Here is a 24,003-nt window from a genome sequence, read left to right on the forward strand (position 1 = left end):
AAGCTTTACCTGGTGTTTACAGGCAACTTGAATGATTTAGGGTATATTAATTTTGCACGGACATGATGTTGTCAGAAACGAGGAGAGCAGGTCTTGAAAGCGAGAAAAATAGCATGGCATTGTCTGGCTACAGGCATCAGCCTTATTATGTTGAGCGGCTCTGTACGCGCTGACTCTTTAGCGGAACAACGTATTCGCTACTCAGAAATTAAACAAGCCTGGGACAACAAACAGATGAATGTGGTGGAGCAGTTACTGCCTACACTACGTGACTATCCGTTGTATCCGTATCTGGAATATCGGCAATTATCCGGTAATTTAATGAATGAACCGGCGATTGCTGTTTCTCAGTTTATTCAGGCCCACCCCACATTACCGCCCGCCCGGAATCTGGTTCCGCGTTTTGTTAATGAACTGGCTCGTCGCCAGGACTGGCGTGGATTACTGGCTTTCAGTCCGCAGCCGCCGACTACGGTCGATGCGCAGTGTAATTACTACAATGCTAAGTGGAATACCGGTGACACAGCTGCTGCCTGGGAGGGAGCCAAAACACTGTGGCTGACAGGCCGAAATCTGCCAGCAAGTTGCGACAGATTATTCTCTGCCTGGCGTGCCTCAGGCCAGCAGCCACTTGATGTTTTTATGGAACGTATACGTCTGGCAATGAAAGGCGGGAACAGTACGCTGGTTACCTCACTGGCACAGCAATTACCTGCCACCGATCTCGCCTTGACGACGGCTATTATTGATCTGCAAAAGAAACCCACTACGGTTCTGGATTTTGCACGCAATACCACACCCACCGATTTCACCCGTCAGGCGGTGATAACGACTTTCAGCCAGCTGGCACGACTTGATGTTGATAATGCACGTCTGATTATCCCGGCGCTGCAAACGGCCCAGAAGTTCACCGAAGAGCAGGTTCAGGAACTGAATGATATTATTGCCTGGCGGCTGATGGGAAATGACGCGACACCAGAGCAGGCGGAATGGCGTGATAAAGTGATTATGCGGTCGGGATCGACCACTCTGATTGAACGCCGGGTTCGTATGGCATTAGGCTCAGGAGACAGTAATGGTCTGAATACCTGGCTGGCACGCCTGCCAATGGAAGCCAAGGAGAAAGATGAGTGGCGTTACTGGCAAGCCGATTTGTTGCTGGAACGCGGGCGTGATAAAGATGCGAAGGAGATCTTAAGAGCGCTGATGCAGCAGCGTGGCTTCTATCCGATGGTAGCGGCACAACGTTTAGGTGAGAAGTATAGTCTGCGTGTTGATAATGCCGGTAAAGCGGATCCTACCTTAGTGCAAGGTCCTGAAATGGCGAGAGTACGTGAGTTAATGTTCTGGGGGTTAGACAATACTGCCCGTAGTGAATGGGCAAATTTAATAACCAGCCGTACTCCCCAGGAACAAGCCGGACTGGCACGGTACGCTTTCGATCAGGACTGGTGGGATCTGAGTGTACAGGCAACGATAGCCGGTAAGTTATGGGATCATCTCGAAGAGCGTTTCCCGCTGGCTTATAAAGAATTATTCGCCGGTTTTCTAAAAGATAAAACGGTTTCACAAAGTTTTGCGATGGCGATAGCGCGTCAGGAAAGTGCATGGAACCCGAAAGTTCGTTCTCCTGTCGGTGCCAGTGGGCTAATGCAAGTGATGCCAGCAACGGCAAAAGATACCGTAAAAATATTCAACATTACTGGCTATAGCAATCCGGCTCAGTTACTGGATCCGCTGACCAATATCAATATCGGTACTTCCTACTTGCAACATGTTTTCGGACGATTTGAAAACAACCGTATCTTTGCAGCCGCTGCTTACAATGCCGGTCCGGGACGAGTTAATACCTGGCTGGGTAACAGTGCTGGCAGAATAGATGCCATCGCTTTTATCGAAAGTATTCCGTTTTCTGAGACGCGCGGTTATGTGAAGAATGTCCTCGCCTATGATGCTTACTATCGCTATTTTCTCGGACAGCCATATCAGATAATGGCTGAGAATGAGTGGCAACGGCGTTATTGATTACGAGAAGATTATGTTATGCTACCGTACTAGTTAAATAGTATGGTGGCCTAATATGACTCAGCTCTCTCAATATTCAGCGGAACAGGCCGAACAAAGTAACCAGGAGTGGCTTCGTTTCGTTGAACTGATGCAACAAAGTTTCGACAACCAGCTCCATCTGCCGTTTTTGACTCTATTTTTGACGCCAGATGAACGTACAGCTCTGGGCACGCGTGTTCGTATTATTGAAGAACTACTGCGTGGTAGCCTGAGCCAGCGTGAACTGAAAAACGAGCTGGGCGCAGGTATTGCAACTATTACCCGCGGCTCAAACAGTCTTAAGTCTGCGCCTCCTGAGTTGCGTACTTGGCTTGAGCAAGTTTTACTGCAAAATGACAAAGCGCCTTAAACTGCGTTAACAACGTAAATCTCATTGCTGAACGGACTCAGCGCCAGTCAATTCTAGATAACAGGCACCGTCGTGGATGATACCTGCTTTTACAGGCCATTTATCTTGATGCCTGCAGAAAATATTTGGATTTATTTGACTTGTTTTTGTTCACATGGTATTCAAGATAGAGCCTGTAAATAAACAAAAAACCAAATGGTTTTGATGCTGATTGAATTCGGTTTTATCAGTGATGTTACTAACAGCATCTAAATTTTATAACCTGATGTTTTTATTCTCAGGGTGAGCAACACGTCTGTCCTGTATATTAGAAAAATGTAGGGGCTTTTCTGGGTATTCAACATTTTTAATAATGAATAATATGTTCATTTAATAAGGATGTTATCTGCGGTAGTAAACTTATTATCTCAAATGAAAATGTATAGTGTATCCACGTCAGGGATGAAAATAACGAATAATTGAGTAATCTAAAAAAGGAATACTTATGTTTATTTCAAATCTGCTACGTTCATTCATCGTTACCGCAAATAATAAATCAATGAAAGACAGTGCCAGACAGCTTTTTATTACTGAATCACCTTTGTCCAGAAGGATTAGAATACTTGAAGACAAAATAGGTTGCAGTCTGTTTCTGAGAGGAAGAGATGGTATCAGTTTAACTAAGGAAGGGGAGGCGATATATAATGCCATATTGCCTTATTATAATGATATGGCCAATCTGGAGAATGTTTATTTAAGTAAGTGTCATAGCATTAGAAAAGCAGATAAAAAAAACAAATTTAATATTAGCGTTGAGTTTGGTACCGTTGATTTCATCTCTGAATCCTCATTTTTTAATGTCGATGCCATTGAGACTCTGACATGTAATTATTTTTATGGTGATATTACGGCTAAATTATTAACAAACACAGATATTATATTGTCGAATAATGATTTGTTATTTGATGAAAACCTGGTGACATGTTTTACCTATACGGGTATGGGCATCAATATCCTAAAAGGAAAACAGAGGGGTAATAATGTCAATAAAATTATCATATCGGGTTTGTTATCGGGTTATTTAAGTAATATACAAATTAATTGGTGCGAAGAAATATTTAAAAATAATAATCTCAATAAAAACACAGAGGTCATTATTGCCCATGATATTATGAATTATCGTTCCAGTATCGAACGTGGTGAGGCGATAGGTATCATTTGTAGATCAACAAAGGAATCCACTCCTGAGGATCTCAATGACATTAAAAAAAGCCCGTTTAAATTGAATGGTCGTGATATAAAAATAAATATCAATATGTATTTTCTTAATAAAAATAAGACAATTATTAAGAAAAATTTTATAGACTTATTTGTTGCGGCTTAATGTATGATTGGCGATCAGACAGTCATTTATTAATGTTCATTGGCTGTCTGTATTTAAACCCAATAGCGAAACTTCCTAACGGCGATAAATCTCATTATGGAATGGGCTGAGCGCCAGCATCACCGCCTGATAATAGACACTACTGCGGGTGAGGTGACCTGCGGTAAATATCCCTATGGCACCTTCTTTACGGCCAATTTTTTCGATTCCACTGTACCGGGAGATCACCATACCGAGGGTGTTTTCTGTACTGACATTTTGTAGAATAACCTCAGGCAGGGGTAAGGTAGCAGAACGAGCCTCACCATGCTGGTGGGCATTTTCGATAATTACCCAGCTAAAGGTGCTTCCTTCATCAATACCGGCTTCAATAGCAACCCAGAAATCAGCATCAGGTTTTAATTTACGAGCATTATTGACACGGTTTTGTGCGCCAGTTTTAGTTTGCTGACTTCCGAAAGGTTGCTCCGGGACATTACTGTCTACAGCAACAGACTCTATATGGCACGAATCGTCACCATAAATATGAGTGAAGGCCAGCAAAACTGACTGAATTTTAGCAGGATTGGTTGTCGCACAGGCTACATGGTACATAATAGATAAGAACCTCTCATATTTTACATCGTAGTATAACGGATAAAACGCATGGCACAGGTATACCTTGTTCGTCACGGTGAAACGCTCTGGAACGCAGAACGTCGTCTTCAAGGCCAGTCAAACAGTGCATTGACGGAGCATGGAGAACACCAGGCCCGGCTCGTCGCCAGACGTGCTAAAGAGCTTAATATTACCCATATTATTTCCAGCGATTTAGGAAGAACCCAGCAAACGGCTGAAATTATTGCGGCGGCTTGTGGTTTAACGGTGGTTCTTGACCCGCGCTTGCGTGAGCTGGATATGGGAGTACTCGAACGTCGCCTGTTGGACTCGCTGACCGCAGAAGAAGAGGGTTGGCGCCGTAGTCTGGTAGATGGCTCCCCTGACGGACGTATTCCTGAAGGTGAAAGCATGCTTGAGATGGGTAACCGCATGAATGGGGCGCTGAGTGCGTGCCTTGAACTTCCTGCTGGTAGCCGTCCGTTACTGGTCAGTCATGGGATGGCTCTGGGCTGTCTTATCAGTACTATTCTTGGTTTACCCGCATCGGCTGAACGGCGTTTACGTCTGCGTAACTGTTCTATTTCACGCCTGGATTACCAGGAAAGTTCATGGCTGGCTCCTGGCTGGGTTGTCGAAACCGCAGGCGACACCGCGCATCTTGATGCCCCTGCTCTTGATGAACTTCAGCGCTAACGCTTTATTGGGATGAGGTACTCACAACGGATCTCCGTAGGTGGTTTCTCGTCCCTGACATCTTTTTCCGGGAAGAAGCATTCAATATCCTGCCCCTGCCGACGCGTCAGATTAAGCATCGGCATACAGGTACCATAAAGCGTCAGGATAAACTCCTGAAACCCAGTCACTGGGCCCTGATAGTCAAACTGAACATAATCGCCACCTTTTAGCAGCACCGGATGCGCATCAGGTAATGCTGCGGTGACATTCTCTGTCATCAGCGCTGTGGTATAAAAAATTTCTTGCTCATCATCTTTTTCGTTACTCACCTGAACATCATGTAGCCCATACAGCACTTTGGGTATTTTAGGGGAATGACTCAGGAATTTAGTCCAGAACTGAAGGCGCATTTCATGACGAGAATCTGAAATTTCTTCCAGAGTACAGTTGTAGCTACGGGTTGTACCGGTCAGATGAATTTCTGGCAAGGTAATAAATTTTGCCTCTGGTGGGGTGAAGCCATCCAGCTGTAACGGCGGGCAGATACCAAAAGCACTCCAGTCAGCAGATCGTCGATAGAAAGCAGGCGTCAGAGCAAATTGTCTTTTAAAGGCGCGAGTAAATGTTTGCTGCGAGTCAAAACGATACTGTAAGGCGATATCAAGTATAGGACGTGCCGTCAGGCGTAAAGCAACAGCCGATTTTGACAGACGGCGGCCACGAATATAAGCCCCAATAGCTTGTCCCGTTACTTCTTTAAACATTCTCTGTAAATGCCATTTGGAGTATCCGGCTCTGGCTGCCACATTATCAATTGAGAGTGGCTTATCCAGATGGCTTTCCAGCCAGGAGAGTAGATCACGGATGATCCCTGCTTGATCCATAAAAACCTCTTATCCTTAACCTGACAGTGACCTGACTAAAGGAGGTGGATGATAGCATTTTTTCTGCTTTTTTCGGGGCAACTTTTGTTTAACAAGATGTGCTTCTTTACTTGGATCAATAAAAATCTGATAAGGACTATTGTTAATTAAAGAATTTTTTACTATATCTAACGCATATCTAAAAAGAATAAACTATGGTAATACTATGAATCTTAAGGCATTAGCGATTTTTGGAAGTTTGATGGTGTGCAGTTCACTGGCTTTTGCTGAACAAGTTGGCTCAGTGGATACTGCATTTAAGCTATTAGGGCCCGATCATAAAATTGTTATTGATGCTTTTGATGATCCTGATATCAAAAATGTCACTTGCTATATCAGTCGGGCTAAAACTGGCGGGATCAAAGGCGGATTGGGCCTGGCTGAAGATACCTCAGATGCTGCGATTTCTTGCCAGCAAGTGGGGCCGATTGAGCTAGCGGATAAAATTAAGAAGGGTAAATCAGATGGCGATGTCGTATTCCGCCAGCGTACTTCGTTTATTTTTAAAAAGCTGCAAGTAGTGCGGTTTTACGACGCTAAGCGTAATACACTTATTTACCTGAGCTATTCAGATAAAATTATTGATGGTTCGCCAAAAAATGCACTGAGTGCGGTGCCAATTATTCCCTGGAGTAATTGATATCTGAATAACAGGCACCCTGATAAAGAGTAGATTTTAGCGGGGTGCTTTTTTAAATTAAAATTGTCATAACTGATGATAATAATATCTATTCGTCTTTTTATCTGCGCAGTGACTTCTCAGATGAACGATTCTGTACTGACTGTATAATTCATTGATTTTTGATATAATCATAACTATCAATATGATAAATATTTGCTCATGAGTAATTATAGCTATATATGCTAATAAATATAAAGTGAGGTGTTATTGATGTTGAAATTATATCCGGAACGAATACAACAGGATATTAATAAGAATCTGAAATTAAATCATAGTGATGACTCAGTACAAACAATAATAAAAATACAAAACTCTCCAGGGTCATCATTTTCTACAATAAACCAACCAATAAAATCAAGAGGGAATGGTTTTTTTAACCGTTTTTTTAATAAAATAAAAAATGAGAAAATGGATTTTCAAGAATATTCGCGGTTGATTGGCATAACCATCCATCCTAAAACAGTACAAAAATTCCAAGGGAAAATAGAATTTAATAGTACTGGAGAAATAACCTCCATAATGAGTAAGGATATTACCAGGAAACAGTTTAATCTATTGATTAAAAACAGAATAAAACCATTGGCTGAAACGCCGCAGATAATGAAGGAACGTATCAGGACGCCAGGTGAAACTATTATTGATATTGGTGGGTTAATAAATAAAGCGGGTGTTGAGCTAGTCAATAAGCATGAGATAGAAGAGTTGATTAAATCTACCTGGCTGGATGGATCATTATCTAAGCAATCACTTTACAATACGGTTGAATTAATAAAAATAAAAATCAGTGAATCTAAAAGTATCATTCTTGAAATTGATAGCATTGTCGATACATTAGAAAAAGACTTCTTTGTCACTAAACGAAATGATAATTACTATGGACGACTATTTGAAACAGAACTTTCAAAATATATTATTCATAACCCTGATTCCGGAATGCTAAAAGTACGTGATATTGTTAGTGAATTTATTCTGGATAATTTCTCAAATATGTCTGAACATCAACAAATTGCTCTTTGTACCGAAGTGGCAAAAAACATGTGTAAAGACCCACCATTATGGCGTTCTTCTTTATATCATGCCAATAGATTCATTGTTAATAAGAAGCCACCATGTTTTATTGACATGATTGAATTTAAAGGAACGAACTCTGTTCCTTTAATATTGTCTGTAGCTGTAAAATATATTGTTTTATCTGAGGGGACTCGTGATATAAAGAATATAGCAACAAAACACTATATAAATAAAATTATGCCACAAAGGCAATTTCTCAAACCTTTGAGTGAAAAAAAAAGTTCATTTACGACGGCTTATGGATTGCTTCTTCCCTGGCAAAAATATCACCCTGCTAAAAATGAAGGTAACCCGGGATTTGGAATCCGTCCCATCGATGAGTATTTATGCCCAAGTGCAGGAGTCGCATTAACTGAACATGATGCTGCCGCTTTAGCTAACGAAAGGGCGATTGGTATCGGCATTTCCGGTTCCGCTAACGTTTTACATTTTCTGTTTCAGTATCTGCGGTTACGGGATGATAATTTTCCTCTTGATGAAGCCAAACTCGCGACCGCATCGTGGCTTAGCTACAGCGGTGGTCATTCTTTCAATGAAGCTTATTCAGTATTTGGCTTTATGACCGAGGGAAATTTTAAGCCATTGTCATTCAATGGAATAAAATCATCAAGCTCACTAGGGGGGGTGGCTGTTGCACAAGCATATAACAAAGTTATTGAGGCATCTGTTGCGTTGAGTAACTGAAAGCCTGGAGCGGTATTAACTGAATAACATCTCTGAGTGACGTTATTCAGCATACAGACAGCTGTCTGTATGCTGAGAGAGAAAGTTCTGCCAGTTAATCCTGTAAATCGCCGCAGAAGCGATAACCTTCACCGTGGATAGTGGCAATAATTTCTGGAGTGTCTGGTGTTGATTCAAAATGTTTACGAATACGACGGATAGTCACATCGACAGTACGATCGTGTGGCTTCAGTTCGCGGCCGGTCATTTTCTTCAGTAATTCAGCACGGGACTGAATTTTACCTGGGTTTTCACAGAAATGCAGCATAGCGCGGAATTCACTACGCGGCAGTTTGTAGTTGTCACCCTGTGGACTCACCAGAGAACGGCTATTAATATCCAGTTCCCAGCCATTAAATTTGTAGCTCTCTACGCTGCGGCGTTCTTCACTGATTACCGGTAAATTCATGGTGCGTGATAACAGATTACGTGCACGGATAGTCAGTTCACGCGGGTTAAATGGCTTGGTGATGTAGTCATCTGCGCCAATTTCCAGGCCCAGAATTTTATCTACTTCGTTATCACGCCCAGTGAGGAACATCAGTGCGACATTAGCCTGTTCGCGGAGTTCGCGAGCAAGCAATAAACCATTTTTACCAGGAAGGTTGATATCCATAATGACCAGGTTAATGTCATTATCTGCTAAAATCTGATGCATCTCAGCGCCATCGGTCGCTTCAGAAACATCATAGCCTTCCGCTTCAAAAATATTTTTTAACGTATTACGTGTTACTAATTCGTCTTCGACGATAAGGATGTGCGGAGTCTGCATGTTTGCTACCTAAAATATCTGACTAAATTGAAACAGGAAGTACTATAGTCTCTATCTGGCAACTGTGTTGAATTAATGCGCCAGAATTAACATGACTAAAGTAGATAATTGCCTTTTTGATGCATTGCTCATCAATGTTAACAATGTAGCTGGCCTCCATTCCTGTCTACCCTAGTGTACCCAGTAGGTTATATGCTTATGCTAACCATTTTAACAGCGACATAACAAGAATTCCGGCTCCAGGTTCTTAATAATGCTACGTATCGTTGACATATATCAAATTCAATTGTAACACGCCAGCCCTTTTATGAAGAGATTGTTATGTGATACTGGTAACGATTACAACTAATTAACAATAATAATAGTAGGAAAGAAAGGCATATCAGGCAAATGTCGTATGCAGGTCCATTATTCAGATCAGGATATTTTGGGGTGAGATCTGTTACCCTGCGGTGATTAATTTTGTCGATTAGCCTGTGTCAGACGCAGTGAAGAGAGTTTACATGCAGTTGTCTATTATTCTGGTTTCACCTGCCAGAGCAGAAAATATAGGGGCTGCGGCCCGCGCCATGAAAACCATGGGCTTTACCGATTTGCGGATTGTCGCGAGTCAGGCACATTCAGAACCCGCGGCACGCTGGGTGGCTCATGGTTCCGGGGATATTCTCGATAATATTCGTCACTTTGATACCCTTGAAGAGGCATTAACGGGGATTGATTTCACCGTTGCAACGACTGCGCGTAGCCGGGCTAAATTCCATTATTATGCGACCCCGGAACAGTTACTGCCCTTACTGAAAGAAAAGCAACAATGGGTAGGGCAGTGCGCTCTGGTATTTGGCCGGGAAGACTCGGGGTTAACCAATGATGAGCTGGCTCTGGCAGATATTCTGACAGGTATACCGATGAGGGCAGATTATCCGTCGTTAAATTTGGGTCAGGCGGTGATGGTCTATTGTTACCAGCTCTCCGGCTTAATATTATCGACTACACCGGTACAACCTTCTGCTGATAGTTTGCAATTGAATGCGTTACGCCAGCGTTTCTCATCATTGTTAACCCAGCTTAATGTCGCTGATGACCAAAAAATGGTCGACTGGCTGCATCAGCGTCTGGGGTTACTTGAACAGCGAGATACGGCAATGTTGCATCGTTTGCTGCATGACATCGAAAAAAAATTTGCAGAATAAAACGCTGTTATTATCGTCTTTATGATATAAGAAACAGATACACCCTTAATGGTTTGCAGATGGTTATCTGATAGTTTGCCATTTCGCCAGTAGAGACTGCGAGTGTCAATTATTAGCAAAAAGCTAAAAAAAATTGACTTAATGGCAGGATTACTTTAACCAGTAGGGGTAATGGATATAAAGAATTTAAAGAGCGTACAGCAACTATGAATCGTCAAGGCCTGATTACAACGATTATTACCATCACTATTACCACAGGTAACGGTGCGGGCTGACGCGTACAAGAATTAATAAAAAAAGCCCGCACCCAAAGGATGCGGGCTTTTTTTTCGATCAAAAATCAAGGGGTAATAAGCATGCGAGTGTTGAAATTCGGCGGTACTTCAGTGGCAAATGCGGAGCGTTTCCTCCGTGTTGCCGATATCCTGGAAAGTAATGCTAAACAGGGGCAGGTGGCGACCGTGCTGTCTGCCCCGGCAAAAATTACCAACCATCTGGTGGCGATGATTGAAAAGACCATCACGGGTCAGGATGCTGCGTCGAATATCAATGAGGCTGAGCAGATTTTCGCTGACCTGATAAAAGGTCTGGGCGAAGCGCAACCGGGTTTTCCGGCAGATGAGTTAACTGCGCTGGTCAGTCTGGAGTTTGCTCAACTGAAGCACGTGTTGCACGGTATCAAACTGTTAGGCCAGTGCCCGGACAGTATCAATGCCGCTATTATCTGCCGCGGTGAGAAGCTTTCTATCGCTATCATGGCTGCCGTATTACGTGCTCGTGGTTATGGGGTCACCGTTATTGACCCGGTTGAAAAGCTACTTGCTGTAGGTCACTACCTTGAGTCAACTGTCGATATTACTGAGTCCACTCGTCGCATTGCTGCCAGCCGTATCCCTGAAGACCATATGATTTTGATGGCAGGCTTTACTGCCGGAAATGATAAAGGTGAGTTGGTGGTACTGGGTCGTAATGGCTCTGACTACTCTGCTGCGGTACTGGCTGCTTGTTTACGCGCAGACTGTTGTGAGATCTGGACTGACGTCGACGGCGTTTATACCTGTGACCCACGCCAGGTACCAGACGCCAGGTTACTGAAGTCGATGTCGTACCAGGAAGCGATGGAGCTTTCTTACTTCGGCGCTAAAGTTCTTCACCCTCGTACTATCTCCCCCATCGCTCAATTCCAAATCCCTTGCTTAATTAAAAATACCGGTAACCCGCAGGCTCCCGGCACGCTGATTGGTGATGACAGCAAAGATGACTCTTTGCCAGTAAAAGGGATCACCAACCTCAACAATATGGCGATGTTTAACGTCTCAGGCCCTGGAATGAAAGGGATGCCGGGAATGGCGGCGCGTGTCTTTGCTGCTATGTCACGCGCGGGTATCTCAGTGGTACTGATCACTCAGTCTTCATCTGAATACAGTATCTGTTTCTGTGTGCATCAAAGTGACTGTGTTCGTGCCCGTCATGCCATGGAAGAAGAGTTCTACCTCGAGCTTAAAGAAGAGTTACTGGAGCCTGTTGCGGTGATGGAACGTCAAGCCATCATCTCTGTGGTCGGCGATGGTATGCGTACTGTACGCGGTATCTCAGCGAAGTTCTTCTCAGCCCTGGCACGCGCGAATATTAATATCGTTGCCATTGCCCAGGGGTCTTCTGAGCGTTCTATTTCCGTTGTTGTCAGTAACGATGATGCGACTACGGGAGTTCGCGTTGTACACCAGATGCTGTTCAACACCGATCAAGTGATTGAAGTCTTCTTGATTGGAGTGGGTGGAGTGGGCGCTGCACTGTTAGAACAAATTAAAAACCAGCAAGCACGCCTGAAGAGCAAACATATTGATTTGCGTGTGTGTGGTATTGCGAATTCAAAAGCGCTGTTAACCAGTGTGCATGGTCTGAATCTGGATAACTGGCAGCAGCAGCTGGAGCAGGCCAAAAAAGAAGAGCCATTGAATCTGGGACGTCTGACCCGTCTGGTGAAAGAGTATCATTTGTTAAACCCTGTGGTGGTTGACTGTACCTCCAGCCAGGCGGTCGCCGATCAGTATGCTGATTTCCTGAGTGAAGGATTCCACGTGGTAACGCCGAATAAAAAGGCCAATACCTCAGGCATGAATTACTACCACCAGATGCGTAATGCTGCGGCTAAATCACGCCGTAAGTTCTTGTATGACACTAACGTGGGTGCAGGTTTGCCAGTTATTGAAAACTTGCAGAACTTACTGAATGCCGGGGATGAGCTGCAACACTTCTCTGGCATCTTGTCCGGTTCGCTCTCTTTCATCTTTGGTAAGCTTGATGAAGGGATGTCTTTATCAGAAGCAACCCGTCTGGCGCGCGAAATAGGCTATACCGAGCCGGATCCACGTGATGATCTCTCCGGGGTTGATGTCGCACGTAAACTGCTTATTCTGGCGCGTGAAACCGGCCGTGAGCTGGAGCTCTCAGATATCGTTATCGAACCCGTCCTGCCAGCTGATTTTGATAGCAGCGGTGATGTTGAGAGCTTTATGGCGCGTCTGGGACAACTGGACGAGGCTTTTGTCCTGCGTGCCGCAGAAGCGCGTGAACAAGGCAAGGTTCTGCGTTACGTTGGTTTGATTGAAGAGACCGGTCTGTGTACTGTGAAAATTGCTGCTGTTGATGGTAACGATCCACTGTTCAAAGTGAAAAACGGTGAGAATGCGCTGGCCTTCTACAGCCAGTACTATCAACCGATCCCACTGGTTCTGCGTGGTTATGGCGCCGGGAATGATGTTACCGCTGCGGGCGTATTTGCTGATTTATTACGCACCCTGTCATGGAAGTTAGGAGTTTAAAATGGTTAAAGTCTATGCCCCCGCTTCCAGTGCCAATATGAGTGTTGGTTTTGATGTTCTGGGTGCGGCAGTTTCTCCGATAGATGGCTCCCATCTGGGTGACTATGTGACAGTCGAAGCGGCTGACAAGTTTAGTCTGACCAATCTGGGGCGTTTTGCCCGTAATCTGCCGACGAGGCCCGATCAGAATATTGTCTATCAGTGCTGGGAAATTTTTTGCCGGGAAATCGGTAAAGAAATCCCCGTTGCGATGACGCTTGAGAAAAATATGCCGATAGGCTCTGGTCTCGGATCGAGTGCCTGTTCAGTGGTCGCAGGTTTGATGGCGATGAATGAATTTTGCGGTAAACCCGTCAGTGATACCCGTTTACTGGCGCTGATGGGGGAGCTGGAAGGGCGTATCTCCGGCAGCGTTCACTATGACAATGTTGCCCCTTGTTTCCTTGGCGGCATGCAGCTGATGATCGAAGAAAACGACATCATCAGCCAGTCAGTGCCTTGCTTTGATAACTGGCTATGGGTATTAGCCTATCCGGGAATTAAAGTTTCCACCGCTGAAGCGCGAGCAATTCTGCCTGCCCAGTATCGCCGCCAGGACTGTATCAGTCATGGCCGTCATCTGGCTGGCTTTATTCACGCCTGTTATACCAGGCAGCCACTGCTGGCGGCAAAATTGATGCAGGATGTGATTGCCGAGCCTTATCGGGCAAAATTATTACCCGGCTTTGATAAAGCCCGCCAGGCCGTAGCGGATATCGGCGCTCTGGCAAGCGGCATCTCGGGTTCCGGCCCGACCTTATTTGCGCTGTGCGATAATTTAGATACCGCACAACGTACGGCTGACTGGCTTGGCCAACACTATTTGCAGAACCAGGAAGGTTTTGTACATATTTGCCGTTTGGATACGGCCGGCGCACGAGTTTTGGGATAACGAATGAAACTGTATAACCTTAAAGATAACACCGAGCAGGTCACTTTCGCACAAGCCATCACCCAGGGTCTTGGCAGACTACAAGGCCTGTTTTTCCCTGACGCTTTACCAGAGTTCTCTCGCTCTGAAATAGACGCCATGCTGGAAATGGACTTTGTCAGTCGTAGCAGCAAAATTCTCGGTGCTTTTATCGGCGAAGAGATCCCACAAGAAGCCCTGGCTGCACGTGTTGCCGCAGCCTTTGCTTTCCCGGCCCCGGTGAAAATGGTTGAGCCTGATGTCGGCTGTCTGGAACTGTTCCATGGCCCGACTCTGGCGTTTAAAGACTTCGGTGGCCGCTTTATGGCGCAGATGCTGACGCTCATCAGTGATAAGCCGGTCACTATTTTAACGGCGACTTCGGGTGATACCGGGGCTGCGGTTGCTCATGCCTTCTACGGGCTACCAAACGTAAAAGTCGTGATTCTTTATCCAAACGGAAAAATCAGCCCGTTGCAGGAGAAGTTATTCTGTACCCTCGGTGGCAACATTGAAACCGTGGCGATTGATGGTGATTTTGACGCCTGCCAGGCGTTGGTTAAACAGGCTTTTGACGACGAAGAATTAAAAGTGGCATTGGGTCTTAACTCTGCTAACTCAATTAATATCAGTCGTTTACTGGCTCAGATTTGTTATTATTTTGAAGCGGTAGCGCAGTTGCCAGCAGATGTACGTGACCAACTGGTGATTTCAGTACCAAGCGGTAACTTTGGTGATTTGACGGCTGGCCTGCTGGCTAAATCATTAGGCCTGCCGGTTAAGCGCTTTATTGCTGCCACCAATGCCAATGATACAGTGCCCCGTTTCCTCGCCGAAGGGCAGTGGAAGCCAAAAGCGACGGTTGCCACACTGTCTAACGCGATGGATGTCAGCCAGCCAAATAACTGGCCGCGTGTTGAAGAGCTGTTCCGCCGTAAAGGCTGGCCTCTGAATGAGCTGGGCTACGAAGCGGTCAGCGATGAAACTACGCAAGAAACCATGCGTGAGCTGCAAGGCAAGGGTTACATCTCTGAACCCCATGCGGCAATTGCTTATCGTGCACTGCGCGACCAGTTACAGGCGGGCGAGTTTGGTCTGTTCCTGGGGACTGCGCATCCGGCGAAGTTTAAAGAGAGCGTGGAAGAGATCCTCGGTCAAACCTTGCCTCTGCCAGAAGAACTGGCTTCCCGTGCTGACCTGGAATTACTGTCACATTATTTGCCTGCAGATTACGCCGCATTGCGTGACCTGATGATGGGTAAAGCCTGACCATCAGTGAAAACTTAAGATAAAACAGAGCGGTCAGGGAATTGATTACTGACCGCTTTATCCGCCAGACGTGGAAGGATAGGTTTTATCCGCAATCCCAAACGCCAGTCTGACTGGCGTTTTTTATTGCTCCGTGCGTTTAAATACCAACTCATTCTGCTGTGAAGCAGACTCGTCGAAAGCGTAGCCTTCAAGATTAAAGTCTTTCAGCTGCTCAGGGCGCGTTAAGCGATTCTGGATGATATAGCGGCTCATCAGCCCACGCGCTTTTTTCGCATAGAAGCTAATCACCTTAAAGTTACCGTTCTTCTCATCAAGAAATACCGGTTTGATTATCTCTGCATCCAGCTGACGCGGTTTAACGGATTTAAAGTATTCATCAGAGGCGAGGTTAATCAGCACATTATCGCCCTGGTCTGCCAGCGCCTGGTTAAGCTTGTCGGTGATAACCGTGTTCCAGAAATGATACAAGTCCTTGCCACCAGGGTTATTAAGCCGAATCCCCATTTCCAGGCGGTAAGGTTGCATTAAGTCTAGCGGGCGCAGCACACCATAGAGGCCGGACAACATCCGTAGATGCTGCTGGGCGAAATCGAAATCCTCTTCACTGAAGTTCTCAGCTTGCAAACCGGTATAGACATCGCCTTTAAATGCCAGAATCGCCTGACGGGCATTGTCCGGGGTAAATTCGGGCTGCCATTCGTTAAAGCGGGTGGCGTTTAACGAGGCGATTTTGTCGCTGACGCCCATAAGCGACGATATTTGTGGCGCACTGAGGGTACGAGCGACGTCAATTAATTGCTGTGAATACGCCAGCAGTTCAGGCTGTGTATAACGCTGGGTCGCTAAATCACTTTGGTAATCCAGTGTCTTGGCGGGTGAAATCAGAATTAACATGTTCGTTCCTCGCTGTGTGAGCCACTACTTTAACAAATTTTTGCACTCCATCGGCCAATCGCTGCGATAAGGCAGGGGTTTTATTTGCTGATTAGTGCCTTCACTGATGATTTCTGGCGCCTGATACCCTAAATTTGCTGTAAGCATTCAGCGATATGACTTTTTGCAGAGAGTTATCAAGCAGACTGTGGCGAATACCGGGTTATTTAGTGAAGTTATAGCTTACTGGCAGGCTGTTTCTACGCTAATTATACTCTTTGCGATGTGAGCGGCGTATCGCGGTTGCACCTCGCTTAAGGCGTGATATTATCAATGGATAATTAGTTACCTATCCCTAACTGCTAGACTCAAAGAGAAATACTGACTATGACGGATAAATTAACTGCTCTGCGTCAACTCACCACCGTGGTTGCTGACACGGGTGATATTGCGGCGATGAAACTGTACAAACCGCAAGACGCAACGACTAACCCTTCACTTATCCTTAACGCAGCACAAATTCCTGAGTACCGCCCACTGATTGATGACGCGATTGCTTTTGCTCGTAGCCAGAGCAGCGATCGTGCACAGCAAGTTATTGATGCAAGTGACAAACTGGCGGTAAATATCGGTCTGGAAATTCTGAAACTGGTTCCTGGCCGTATTTCTACTGAAGTTGATGCGCGTCTGTCTTATGACACCGAAGGCAGCATTGTTAAAGCCAAACACCTGATCAAACTGTATAACGATGCGGGTATCAGCAACGATCGTATCCTGATCAAACTGGCTTCAACCTGGCAGGGTATCCGTGCTGCCGAGCAGCTGGAAAAAGAAGGCATCAACTGTAACCTGACTCTGCTGTTCTCCTTCGCTCAGGCTCGCGCTTGTGCTGAAGCGGGTGTATTCCTGATCTCTCCATTCGTTGGCCGTATTCTGGACTGGTACAAAGCGAATACCGACAAGAAAGAATATGCTGCAAACGAAGATCCAGGCGTGGTTTCTGTTAGCGAAATCTATCAGTACTACAAAGAACACGGTTACGAAACCGTGGTGATGGGCGCAAGCTTCCGTAATATCGGTGAAATCATCGAACTGGCTGGCTGTGACCGTCTGACTATCGCTCCTGGACTGCTGAAAGAGCTGTCAGAAAGCGAAGGTCCTCTGGAGCGTAAACTGAGCTACACCGGCGAAGTTAAAGCGCGCCCAGCTCGTATCACTGAAGCCCAGTTCCTGTGGCAGCACAACCAGGATCCTATGGCAGTAGACAAACTGGCGGACGGTATCCGTAAGTTTGCTATCGACCAGGAAAAACTGGAAAAAATGATCGGCGACCTGCTGTAATCATTTGGCGTGACTGGCTCCGGCTGGTCACGCTTTTATTGTTTTACTCTGTTTGTCTCCCCTTTCCCGATGTATTATTCCAGCTAACCGTTCCCTTCTAGTTTGGAAATTATATGAATACACTCCGTGTTGGATTAGTGTCTGTCTCCGATCGCGCTTCAAGTGGTGTTTATCAGGACAAAGGGATCCCCGCACTCGAAGAGTGGTTAGCACAAGCGTTAACTTCACCCTTTCAAGTAGAAACTCGCCTTATCCCCGATGAACAACCGATTATTGAGCAAACGCTTTGTGAGCTGGTTGATGAGATGGGCTGTCATTTAGTTCTCACCACCGGGGGAACCGGCCCCGCACGTCGCGATGTTACGCCTGATGCCACGCTGGCGATTGCCGATCGCATTATGCCGGGATTTGGTGAACAGATGCGGCAGATAAGCTTAAACTTCGTTCCCACCGCGATTCTTTCCAGACAAACGGGCGTTATCCGTAAGCAGGCATTGATCCTTAATTTACCGGGTCAGCCAAAGTCTATTAAGGAAACCCTGGAAGGAGTCAGGAATGAGCAGGGTAAAGTGACTGTTTCCGGTATTTTTGCCAGCGTACCGTATTGTATACAGCTGCTTGATGGTCCTTATGTTGAAACAAATGACCAGGTTGTCGCCTCTTTTCGCCCAAAAAGTGCGATTCGCGAAATAAAATAGCAAATGTACTAAATAAGCAACATAAAATGTGGCTGGGGTGGAGTGTTAATGATTAACTGATATAGTAATTTTTTCTTTACGGATATCAGGTATTTTTTTTAATACTCTCATCAATTTATGGTTGCCTATGTCGCAAATTCATGCAAGACCTCTGAACGCTCAGGACTATAAAACGTTATCTCTTGCCGCCCTTGGCGGCGCGCTTGAGTTCTACGATTTTATTATCTTTGTTTTCTTTACTACCGTGCTGGGAGCGCTGTTCTTCCCGCCTGATATTCCTGAGTGGTTACGTCAGCTACAGACCTTCGGTATTTTTGCCGCCGGTTATCTGGCTCGTCCTCTGGGCGGCATTATCATGGCACACTTTGGTGATCTGCTCGGCCGTAAGAAAATGTTCACTTTAAGTATCTTGCTGATGGCTTTGCCGACGCTGGCGATTGGTCTGCTTCCTACCTATGAAACGATAGGTATTATGGCGCCAATATTACTGCTGTTGATGCGCGTCTTACAGGGAGCCGCTATTGGCGGTGAAGTACCTGGTGCATGGGTGTTTGTGGCAGAGCACGTACCCTATAAGCGGATTGGTATCGCCTGCGGCACGCTGACGGCGGGTCTGACTATTGGTATTTTAATCGGCTCCATTGTCGCGACAATTATCAATACCTCGATGACGCGCGAAGCGATTCACGATGGTGGCTGGCGTATACCCTTCTTTCTCGGCGGCATTTTTGGTCTGTTTGCTATGTACCTGCGCCGCTGGCTGGAAGAAACCCCGGTCTTTGTTGAAATGCAGAAAAGAAAAGCGCTTGCGGAAGAGCTGCCGCTTAAATCTGTCATCGTGGGTCATAAAAAATCTATCGTCGTATCGATGTTCCTGACATGGTTATTGTCAGCAGGTATCGTGGTGGTGATTCTGATGGCACCGGTATGGCTGCAAACACAGCTTAACATCGCCCCGGCGCTTACGTTGAAGGCAAACAGTATCGCCATCGTTCTCTTGTCGGTGGGTTGCATTGTCTACGGTCTGGCAGCCGATCGTTTTGGCGCCAGTAAAACATTTATTGTCGGCAGTTTACTGCTCTGTGTCTGTAGCTGGATGTTTTACCATCTGGTTTCCGTGTATCCGGAATACCTGTTTGCACTTTACGGGATGGTGGGATTCAGTGTCGGCATTGTCGGGGCTGTACCTTACGTTATGGTTCGTGCTTTCCCCGCTGAAGTCCGCTTTACCGGGCTCTCTTTCTCCTACAACGTCTCTTACGCTATTTTCGGCGGCCTGACGCCGATAGTCGTGACGTTAATGATGAAAGTCTCGCCGTTAGCACCTGCATGGTATGTACTGGCCTTGGGATGCGTGGGGCTGGTGATAGGTATTCTATTACGTAAAGATATAAATCATGAGAACACGGTGCTGAATAAGCCTGCTGCTCAGTCATAACCGACCTAAAAAAACGGGGAAACATAATGTTTCCCCGTTTTTTATGAACGCGTAATTATTTTTTTTCGCCTATTGGCAGGACAGTGCGACCAAACTGTTCGTTGAGCACTTCGCCCATTGCCAGATAAATAGCGCTGGCGCCACAAACGATTCCCACCCAGCCTGCGATGTGAGTAATGCTTTCATTACCAACAAAGTGAGCGATAGCGAGCAGAGCAAACAGAACTGTCAGGCTGCCAAAAACGAATTGCAGCATGCGAGGGCCGACGAGCGTGCCAAAGAACATAAACAGAGTGAATACACCCCATAAGGCCAGATAGGCGCCCATAAAATAGGTATCAGCTGGCGCACCCGCTCCCATTTTAGGTAACAGCCAGATGGCAACCAGAGTTAACCAGAACGCACCGTAAGAGGTAAAGGCGGTTAAACCGAAAGTATTTCCTTTTTTATATTCGAGCAGACCTGCAAAAATCTGTGCGATGCCACCAAAGAAAATACCCATCGCCATAATAAGGACATCAAGTTCAAAAAAACCGGCATTATGCAGATTGAGCAAAATTGTGGTCATCCCAAAGCCCATAAGGCCGAGGGGAGCGGGGTTGGCCAACTTAGTGTTACCCATAATTCCTCTAAAAAGTTATCTGAAATGCAATAATAAGTGATTACCCGTTTCCGGTTATCCGGGAGCGGGGCGCGGCATAATAAGCAGACAGAGAGTTGCCGTCTATGATCTAAAGAGGGGAAAGAATAAAAATTTTTTTTCATCTCCCCCTTGATGGAAGTCTGTATGACCCCATCTTGTATGCAACCGCGTTGTAGGACCTGAAAAAAAACGCTTCGGGCAGTTGAAATAAACGTATTTGCCCACATAACAGGTTCACAACCTAATGATGACGAATTTTTAGTGGAGACGTTCAGATGGGTAAAATTATTGGTATCGACCTGGGAACAACTAACTCATGTGTCGCGATTATGGATGGGACTACCGCACGCGTTCTGGAGAATGCTGAAGGCGACCGTACCACTCCTTCTATTATCGCCTACACCCAGGACGGTGAAATTCTGGTAGGTCAGCCGGCAAAACGTCAGGCAGTGACTAACCCGCAAAATACGCTTTTTGCAATCAAGCGTCTGATTGGCCGTCGTTTCCAGGACGAAGAAGTACAGCGTGATGAAGCTATCATGCCGTACAAAATCATTGGCGCTGAAAATGGCGATGCCTGGATTGATGTTAAAGGTCAGAAAATGGCACCTCCGCAGATCTCTGCTGAAGTGTTGAAAAAAATGAAAAAAACAGCAGAAGACTATCTGGGTGAGCCAGTAACTGAAGCTGTTATCACCGTACCTGCATACTTTAACGATGCTCAGCGTCAGGCAACTAAAGATGCTGGCCGTATCGCAGGTCTGGAAGTAAAACGTATCATCAACGAACCAACCGCAGCCGCTCTGGCTTACGGTCTGGATAAAGAAGTCGGTAACCGCACTATCGCCGTTTATGACTTGGGTGGCGGTACTTTCGATATCTCTATTATCGAAATCGACGAAGTTGATGGCGAAAAAACCTTTGAAGTTCTGGCAACCAACGGTGATACCCACCTCGGTGGCGAAGACTTCGATAGCCGTATGATTAACTACCTGGTGGAAGAGTTCAAAAAAGATCAGGGTATCGATCTGCGTAACGACCCACTGGCAATGCAGCGTCTGAAAGAAGCGGCTGAGAAAGCGAAGATTGAACTGTCTTCTGCTCAGCAGACCGACGTTAACCTGCCATACATTACGGCAGATGCAACCGGTCCTAAGCACATGAACATCAAAGTGACGCGTGCGAAACTGGAATCACTGGTTGAAGATTTGGTTAACCGTTCTATCGCACCACTGAAAGTTGCGCTGCAAGATGCTGGCCTGTCAGTTTCTGACGTTAATGACGTTATTCTGGTCGGCGGTCAGACTCGTATGCCAATGGTTCAGAAGAAAGTGGCTGAGTTCTTTGGTAAAGAGCCACGTAAAGACGTTAACCCGGACGAAGCTGTTGCTGTTGGTGCTGCTGTTCAAGGTGGCGTATTAACTGGTGAAGTTAAAGATGTACTGCTGCTGGACGTTACCCCGCTGTCATTGGGTATCGAAACCATGGGCGGAGTCATGACTGCACTGATTAATAAAAACACCACTATCCCGACCAAGCACAGCCAGGTGTTCTCTACAGCAGAAGACAACCAGTCTGCGGTAACGATCCACGTTATCCAGGGTGAGCGTAAACGTGCTTCAGATAACAAATCTCTGGGCCAGTTCAACCTGGACGGGATTCAACCAGCACCGCGTGGCATGCCACAGGTCGAAGTGACCTTCGATATCGATGCTGATGGTATTTTGCATGTTTCTGCGAAAGACAAAAACAGCGGTAAAGAGCAGAAAATTACCATTAAGGCTTCTTCTGGTTTGAACGAAGAAGAGATCGAAAAAATGGTACGTGATGCAGAAGCGAATGCGGAAGCTGACCGTAAGTTTGAAGAACTGGTACAGACACGTAACCAGGGCGATCACTTACTGCACAGCACCCGTAAGCAAGTTGAAGAAGCCGGTGACAAACTGCCTGCTGATGACAAAACTGCAATCGAAGCTGCTCTGAGCGCGCTGGAAACTTCTCTGAAAGGCGAAGACAAAGCGGATATCGAAGCGAAAATAGAGGCGCTGGCACAAGTTTCTGCCAAGCTGATGGAACTGGCTCAGCAGCAACATGCTGAACAGCAAGCGGGCGGAAGCCAGGATGCTGGTAAAGCTGGCAAAGACGACGATGTTGTTGATGCTGAGTTTGAAGAAGTTAAAGACAAAAAATAATCGCCCACTGAGCGGTTAATTCCTGACACGGGCGTTGAGGTTTATCCTCCACGCCCGTTTATGCATATTTAGGGCTAGAATAAGAGATGGCTAAAAGAGATTACTACGAGATTTTAGGCGTTCCTAAATCAGCGGAAGAGCGTGAAATCAAAAAGGCGTATAAGCGTCTGGCGATGAAGTATCATCCGGATCGTAATCAGGGTGATAAAGACGCGGAAGAGAAATTCCGTGAAGTGAAAGAAGCCTACGAAATCCTCACCGATGACCAGAAGCGTGCGGCCTACGATCAATACGGCCATGCTGCATTCGAGCAAGGCGGTATGGGTGGCGGTGGTGGTTTCGGCGGTCAGGGTGCTGATTTCGGCGATATCTTTGGTGACGTTTTCGGTGACATCTTTGGTGGTGGTCGCCGTCAACGCTCCTCGCGTGGCGCAGACTTACGCTACAACATGGAGTTAACGTTAGAAGAAGCGGTTCGTGGCGTCACCAAAGAGATCCGTATCCCGACACTCGAAGAGTGTGAAGTCTGCGACGGTAGCGGAGCGAAATCTGGCTCTAAACCGCAAACCTGTCCAACCTGTCACGGCCAGGGCCAGGTTCATATGCGCCAGGGCTTCTTTACGGTGCAGCAGGCTTGTCCGCATTGTCAGGGTCGTGGAACCATTATTAAAGATCCGTGCAATACCTGTCATGGTCATGGCCGCGTTGAGAAGAATAAAACCCTGTCAGTGAAGATCCCGGCCGGGGTTGATACTGGAGACCGTATTCGTCTCACCGGCGAAGGTGAAGCTGGCGAAAATGGTGCACCAGCGGGCGATTTATATGTCCAGGTACAGGTCAAGCAGCACGCTATCTTTGAGCGTGACGGCAGTGACCTTCACTGTGAAGTACCGATTAACTTTGCTATGGCCGCATTGGGTGGGGAAATTGAAGTTCCTACACTTGATGGTCGTGTGAAACTGAAAGTCCCGGCAGAAACGCAAACCGGTAAACTGTTCAGAATGCGTGGCAAAGGGGTGAAATCGGTTCGCGGTGGTGCGCAGGGTGATTTACTGTGCCGGGTATATATTGAAACCCCCGTCAACCTGAATGACAAGCAGAAGAAATTGCTGCGTGAACTTGAAGAAAGCTTCGGTGGGCCGGCGGGTGAACATAACAGCCCGCGATCAAAAAGCTTTTTCGACGGCGTGAAAAAGTTCTTTGAAGATCTGACCCGCTAGTTACCTGCTATAAAAAACCTGAACTATGTTAAGTGGTTCAGGTTTTTTTTTGTCTGATATTACAGTTCGGTTATTCCGAGTTATCATGACAATATAACCTGCTTTTAGCGATTTGTTATTTTCGCTATCCTGTCAAA

Annotated in this window: 21 protein-coding genes and 1 other annotated feature; of the genes, 16 read left to right on the forward strand and 5 right to left on the reverse strand. The window is 46.1% G+C overall.

Features of this window, described 5'->3' with window-relative positions:
- The first annotated feature begins 147 nt into the window (after positions 1 to 147).
- The 3 genes from sltY (at position 148) to M2387_RS17750 (ending at position 3,779) form a co-directional block, all read left to right on the forward strand.
- Complete coding sequence (sltY, locus tag M2387_RS17740; RefSeq protein ID WP_409040080.1) at positions 148 to 2,025, forward strand: murein transglycosylase; 1,878 nt, start codon at positions 148 to 150, stop codon at positions 2,023 to 2,025.
- Between the two features lie 55 nt (positions 2,026 to 2,080).
- Positions 2,081 to 2,416 carry a trp operon repressor gene (trpR, locus tag M2387_RS17745; RefSeq protein ID WP_259051284.1) on the forward strand — a complete coding sequence of 112 codons (336 nt, stop codon included), beginning with the start codon at positions 2,081 to 2,083 and terminating at the stop codon, positions 2,414 to 2,416.
- A gap of 484 nt (positions 2,417 to 2,900) precedes the next feature.
- A complete protein-coding gene (locus M2387_RS17750) occupies positions 2,901 to 3,779 on the forward strand; it encodes a helix-turn-helix domain-containing protein (RefSeq protein WP_259051285.1) in 879 nt (292 codons plus the stop codon).
- Between the two features lie 75 nt (positions 3,780 to 3,854).
- Here the strand turns inward: M2387_RS17750 and yjjX are convergent, their stop codons facing one another.
- Positions 3,855 to 4,373: an inosine/xanthosine triphosphatase gene (yjjX, locus tag M2387_RS17755; RefSeq protein ID WP_259051287.1), complete on the reverse strand. Its 519-nt coding sequence runs from the start codon at positions 4,371 to 4,373 to the stop codon at positions 3,855 to 3,857.
- Positions 4,374 to 4,424: 51 nt separating this feature from the next.
- Here yjjX and gpmB point away from each other — a divergent pair, with 51 nt between their 5' ends.
- Positions 4,425 to 5,072 carry a 2,3-diphosphoglycerate-dependent phosphoglycerate mutase GpmB gene (gene gpmB / locus M2387_RS17760; RefSeq protein WP_259051289.1) on the forward strand — a complete coding sequence of 216 codons (648 nt, stop codon included), beginning with the start codon at positions 4,425 to 4,427 and terminating at the stop codon, positions 5,070 to 5,072.
- Here gpmB and robA read toward each other — a convergent pair.
- Positions 5,069 to 5,938 carry an MDR efflux pump AcrAB transcriptional activator RobA gene (gene robA / locus M2387_RS17765; RefSeq protein ID WP_259051291.1) on the reverse strand — a complete coding sequence of 290 codons (870 nt, stop codon included), beginning with the start codon at positions 5,936 to 5,938 and terminating at the stop codon, positions 5,069 to 5,071. The genes gpmB and robA overlap by 4 nt on opposite strands.
- Positions 5,939 to 6,143: 205 nt before the next feature.
- Here robA and creA point away from each other — a divergent pair, with 205 nt between their 5' ends.
- Both creA and M2387_RS17775 read left to right on the forward strand, forming a co-directional pair.
- The gene (gene creA, locus M2387_RS17770) at positions 6,144 to 6,617 is read left to right on the forward strand and encodes a protein CreA (protein WP_259051293.1); all 474 of its coding nucleotides are present in this window, start codon (positions 6,144 to 6,146) and stop codon (positions 6,615 to 6,617) included.
- A 252-nt stretch (positions 6,618 to 6,869) separates the two neighbouring features.
- The gene (locus tag M2387_RS17775) at positions 6,870 to 8,414 is read left to right on the forward strand and encodes a hypothetical protein (protein WP_259051294.1); all 1,545 of its coding nucleotides are present in this window, start codon (positions 6,870 to 6,872) and stop codon (positions 8,412 to 8,414) included.
- 94 nt (positions 8,415 to 8,508) lie between these two features.
- Here the strand turns inward: M2387_RS17775 and arcA are convergent, their stop codons facing one another.
- On the reverse strand, positions 8,509 to 9,225 hold the full coding sequence (gene arcA, locus M2387_RS17780; protein WP_259051295.1) for a two-component system response regulator ArcA: 717 nt from the start codon (positions 9,223 to 9,225) through the stop codon (positions 8,509 to 8,511).
- A 503-nt stretch (positions 9,226 to 9,728) separates the two neighbouring features.
- Here arcA and M2387_RS17785 point away from each other — a divergent pair.
- The 5 genes from M2387_RS17785 (at position 9,729) to thrC (ending at position 15,458) form a co-directional block, all read left to right on the forward strand.
- Entirely contained in the window at positions 9,729 to 10,415 is a 687-nt protein-coding gene (locus M2387_RS17785) for a tRNA/rRNA methyltransferase (RefSeq protein WP_259051296.1), read from the forward strand.
- A 206-nt stretch (positions 10,416 to 10,621) separates the two neighbouring features.
- The gene (thrL, locus tag M2387_RS17790; protein WP_259051547.1) at positions 10,622 to 10,690 is read left to right on the forward strand and encodes a thr operon leader peptide; all 69 of its coding nucleotides are present in this window, start codon (positions 10,622 to 10,624) and stop codon (positions 10,688 to 10,690) included.
- Positions 10,627 to 10,746, forward strand: a sequence feature (Thr leader region). (Overlaps the previous gene by 64 nt.)
- A gap of 25 nt (positions 10,747 to 10,771) precedes the next feature.
- Entirely contained in the window at positions 10,772 to 13,240 is a 2,469-nt protein-coding gene (gene thrA, locus M2387_RS17795) for a bifunctional aspartate kinase/homoserine dehydrogenase I (protein ID WP_259051297.1), read from the forward strand.
- Between the two features lies 1 nt (position 13,241).
- Complete coding sequence (gene thrB / locus M2387_RS17800; protein WP_259051298.1) at positions 13,242 to 14,171, forward strand: homoserine kinase; 930 nt, start codon at positions 13,242 to 13,244, stop codon at positions 14,169 to 14,171.
- 3 nt (positions 14,172 to 14,174) lie between these two features.
- The gene (gene thrC / locus M2387_RS17805; protein WP_259051299.1) at positions 14,175 to 15,458 is read left to right on the forward strand and encodes a threonine synthase; all 1,284 of its coding nucleotides are present in this window, start codon (positions 14,175 to 14,177) and stop codon (positions 15,456 to 15,458) included.
- 123 nt (positions 15,459 to 15,581) lie between these two features.
- Here the strand turns inward: thrC and yaaA are convergent, their stop codons facing one another.
- Entirely contained in the window at positions 15,582 to 16,355 is a 774-nt protein-coding gene (yaaA, locus tag M2387_RS17810) for a peroxide stress protein YaaA (RefSeq protein ID WP_259051300.1), read from the reverse strand.
- Between the two features lie 366 nt (positions 16,356 to 16,721).
- On the opposite strand from yaaA, the gene tal reads away from it, so the two are divergent.
- The 3 genes from tal (at position 16,722) to M2387_RS17825 (ending at position 19,811) form a co-directional block, all read left to right on the forward strand.
- Entirely contained in the window at positions 16,722 to 17,675 is a 954-nt protein-coding gene (tal, locus tag M2387_RS17815) for a transaldolase (protein WP_259051302.1), read from the forward strand.
- Positions 17,676 to 17,788: 113 nt separating this feature from the next.
- Positions 17,789 to 18,373, forward strand: a complete 585-nt coding sequence (gene mog / locus M2387_RS17820; RefSeq protein ID WP_259051304.1) for a molybdopterin adenylyltransferase — start codon at positions 17,789 to 17,791, stop codon at positions 18,371 to 18,373.
- A gap of 127 nt (positions 18,374 to 18,500) precedes the next feature.
- The gene (locus M2387_RS17825) at positions 18,501 to 19,811 is read left to right on the forward strand and encodes an MFS transporter (protein WP_259051305.1); all 1,311 of its coding nucleotides are present in this window, start codon (positions 18,501 to 18,503) and stop codon (positions 19,809 to 19,811) included.
- A 55-nt stretch (positions 19,812 to 19,866) separates the two neighbouring features.
- Here M2387_RS17825 and satP read toward each other — a convergent pair whose 3' ends face one another.
- Positions 19,867 to 20,433 carry an acetate uptake transporter gene (satP, locus tag M2387_RS17830; protein WP_259051306.1) on the reverse strand — a complete coding sequence of 189 codons (567 nt, stop codon included), beginning with the start codon at positions 20,431 to 20,433 and terminating at the stop codon, positions 19,867 to 19,869.
- Between the two features lie 296 nt (positions 20,434 to 20,729).
- Between satP and dnaK the strand changes: the two genes are divergently transcribed.
- Both dnaK and dnaJ read left to right on the forward strand, forming a co-directional pair.
- Complete coding sequence (gene dnaK, locus M2387_RS17835) at positions 20,730 to 22,646, forward strand: molecular chaperone DnaK (protein WP_259051307.1); 1,917 nt, start codon at positions 20,730 to 20,732, stop codon at positions 22,644 to 22,646.
- A gap of 86 nt (positions 22,647 to 22,732) precedes the next feature.
- Positions 22,733 to 23,866, forward strand: coding sequence for a molecular chaperone DnaJ (gene dnaJ, locus M2387_RS17840; protein ID WP_259051308.1), 1,134 nt, complete (start codon positions 22,733 to 22,735; stop codon positions 23,864 to 23,866).
- Positions 23,867 to 24,003 lie beyond the last annotated feature (137 nt).

Origin of the sequence: Klebsiella sp. BIGb0407, assembly GCF_024807845.1 — a bacterium.
Classification (GTDB): Bacteria; Pseudomonadota; Gammaproteobacteria; order Enterobacterales; family Enterobacteriaceae; genus JGM124.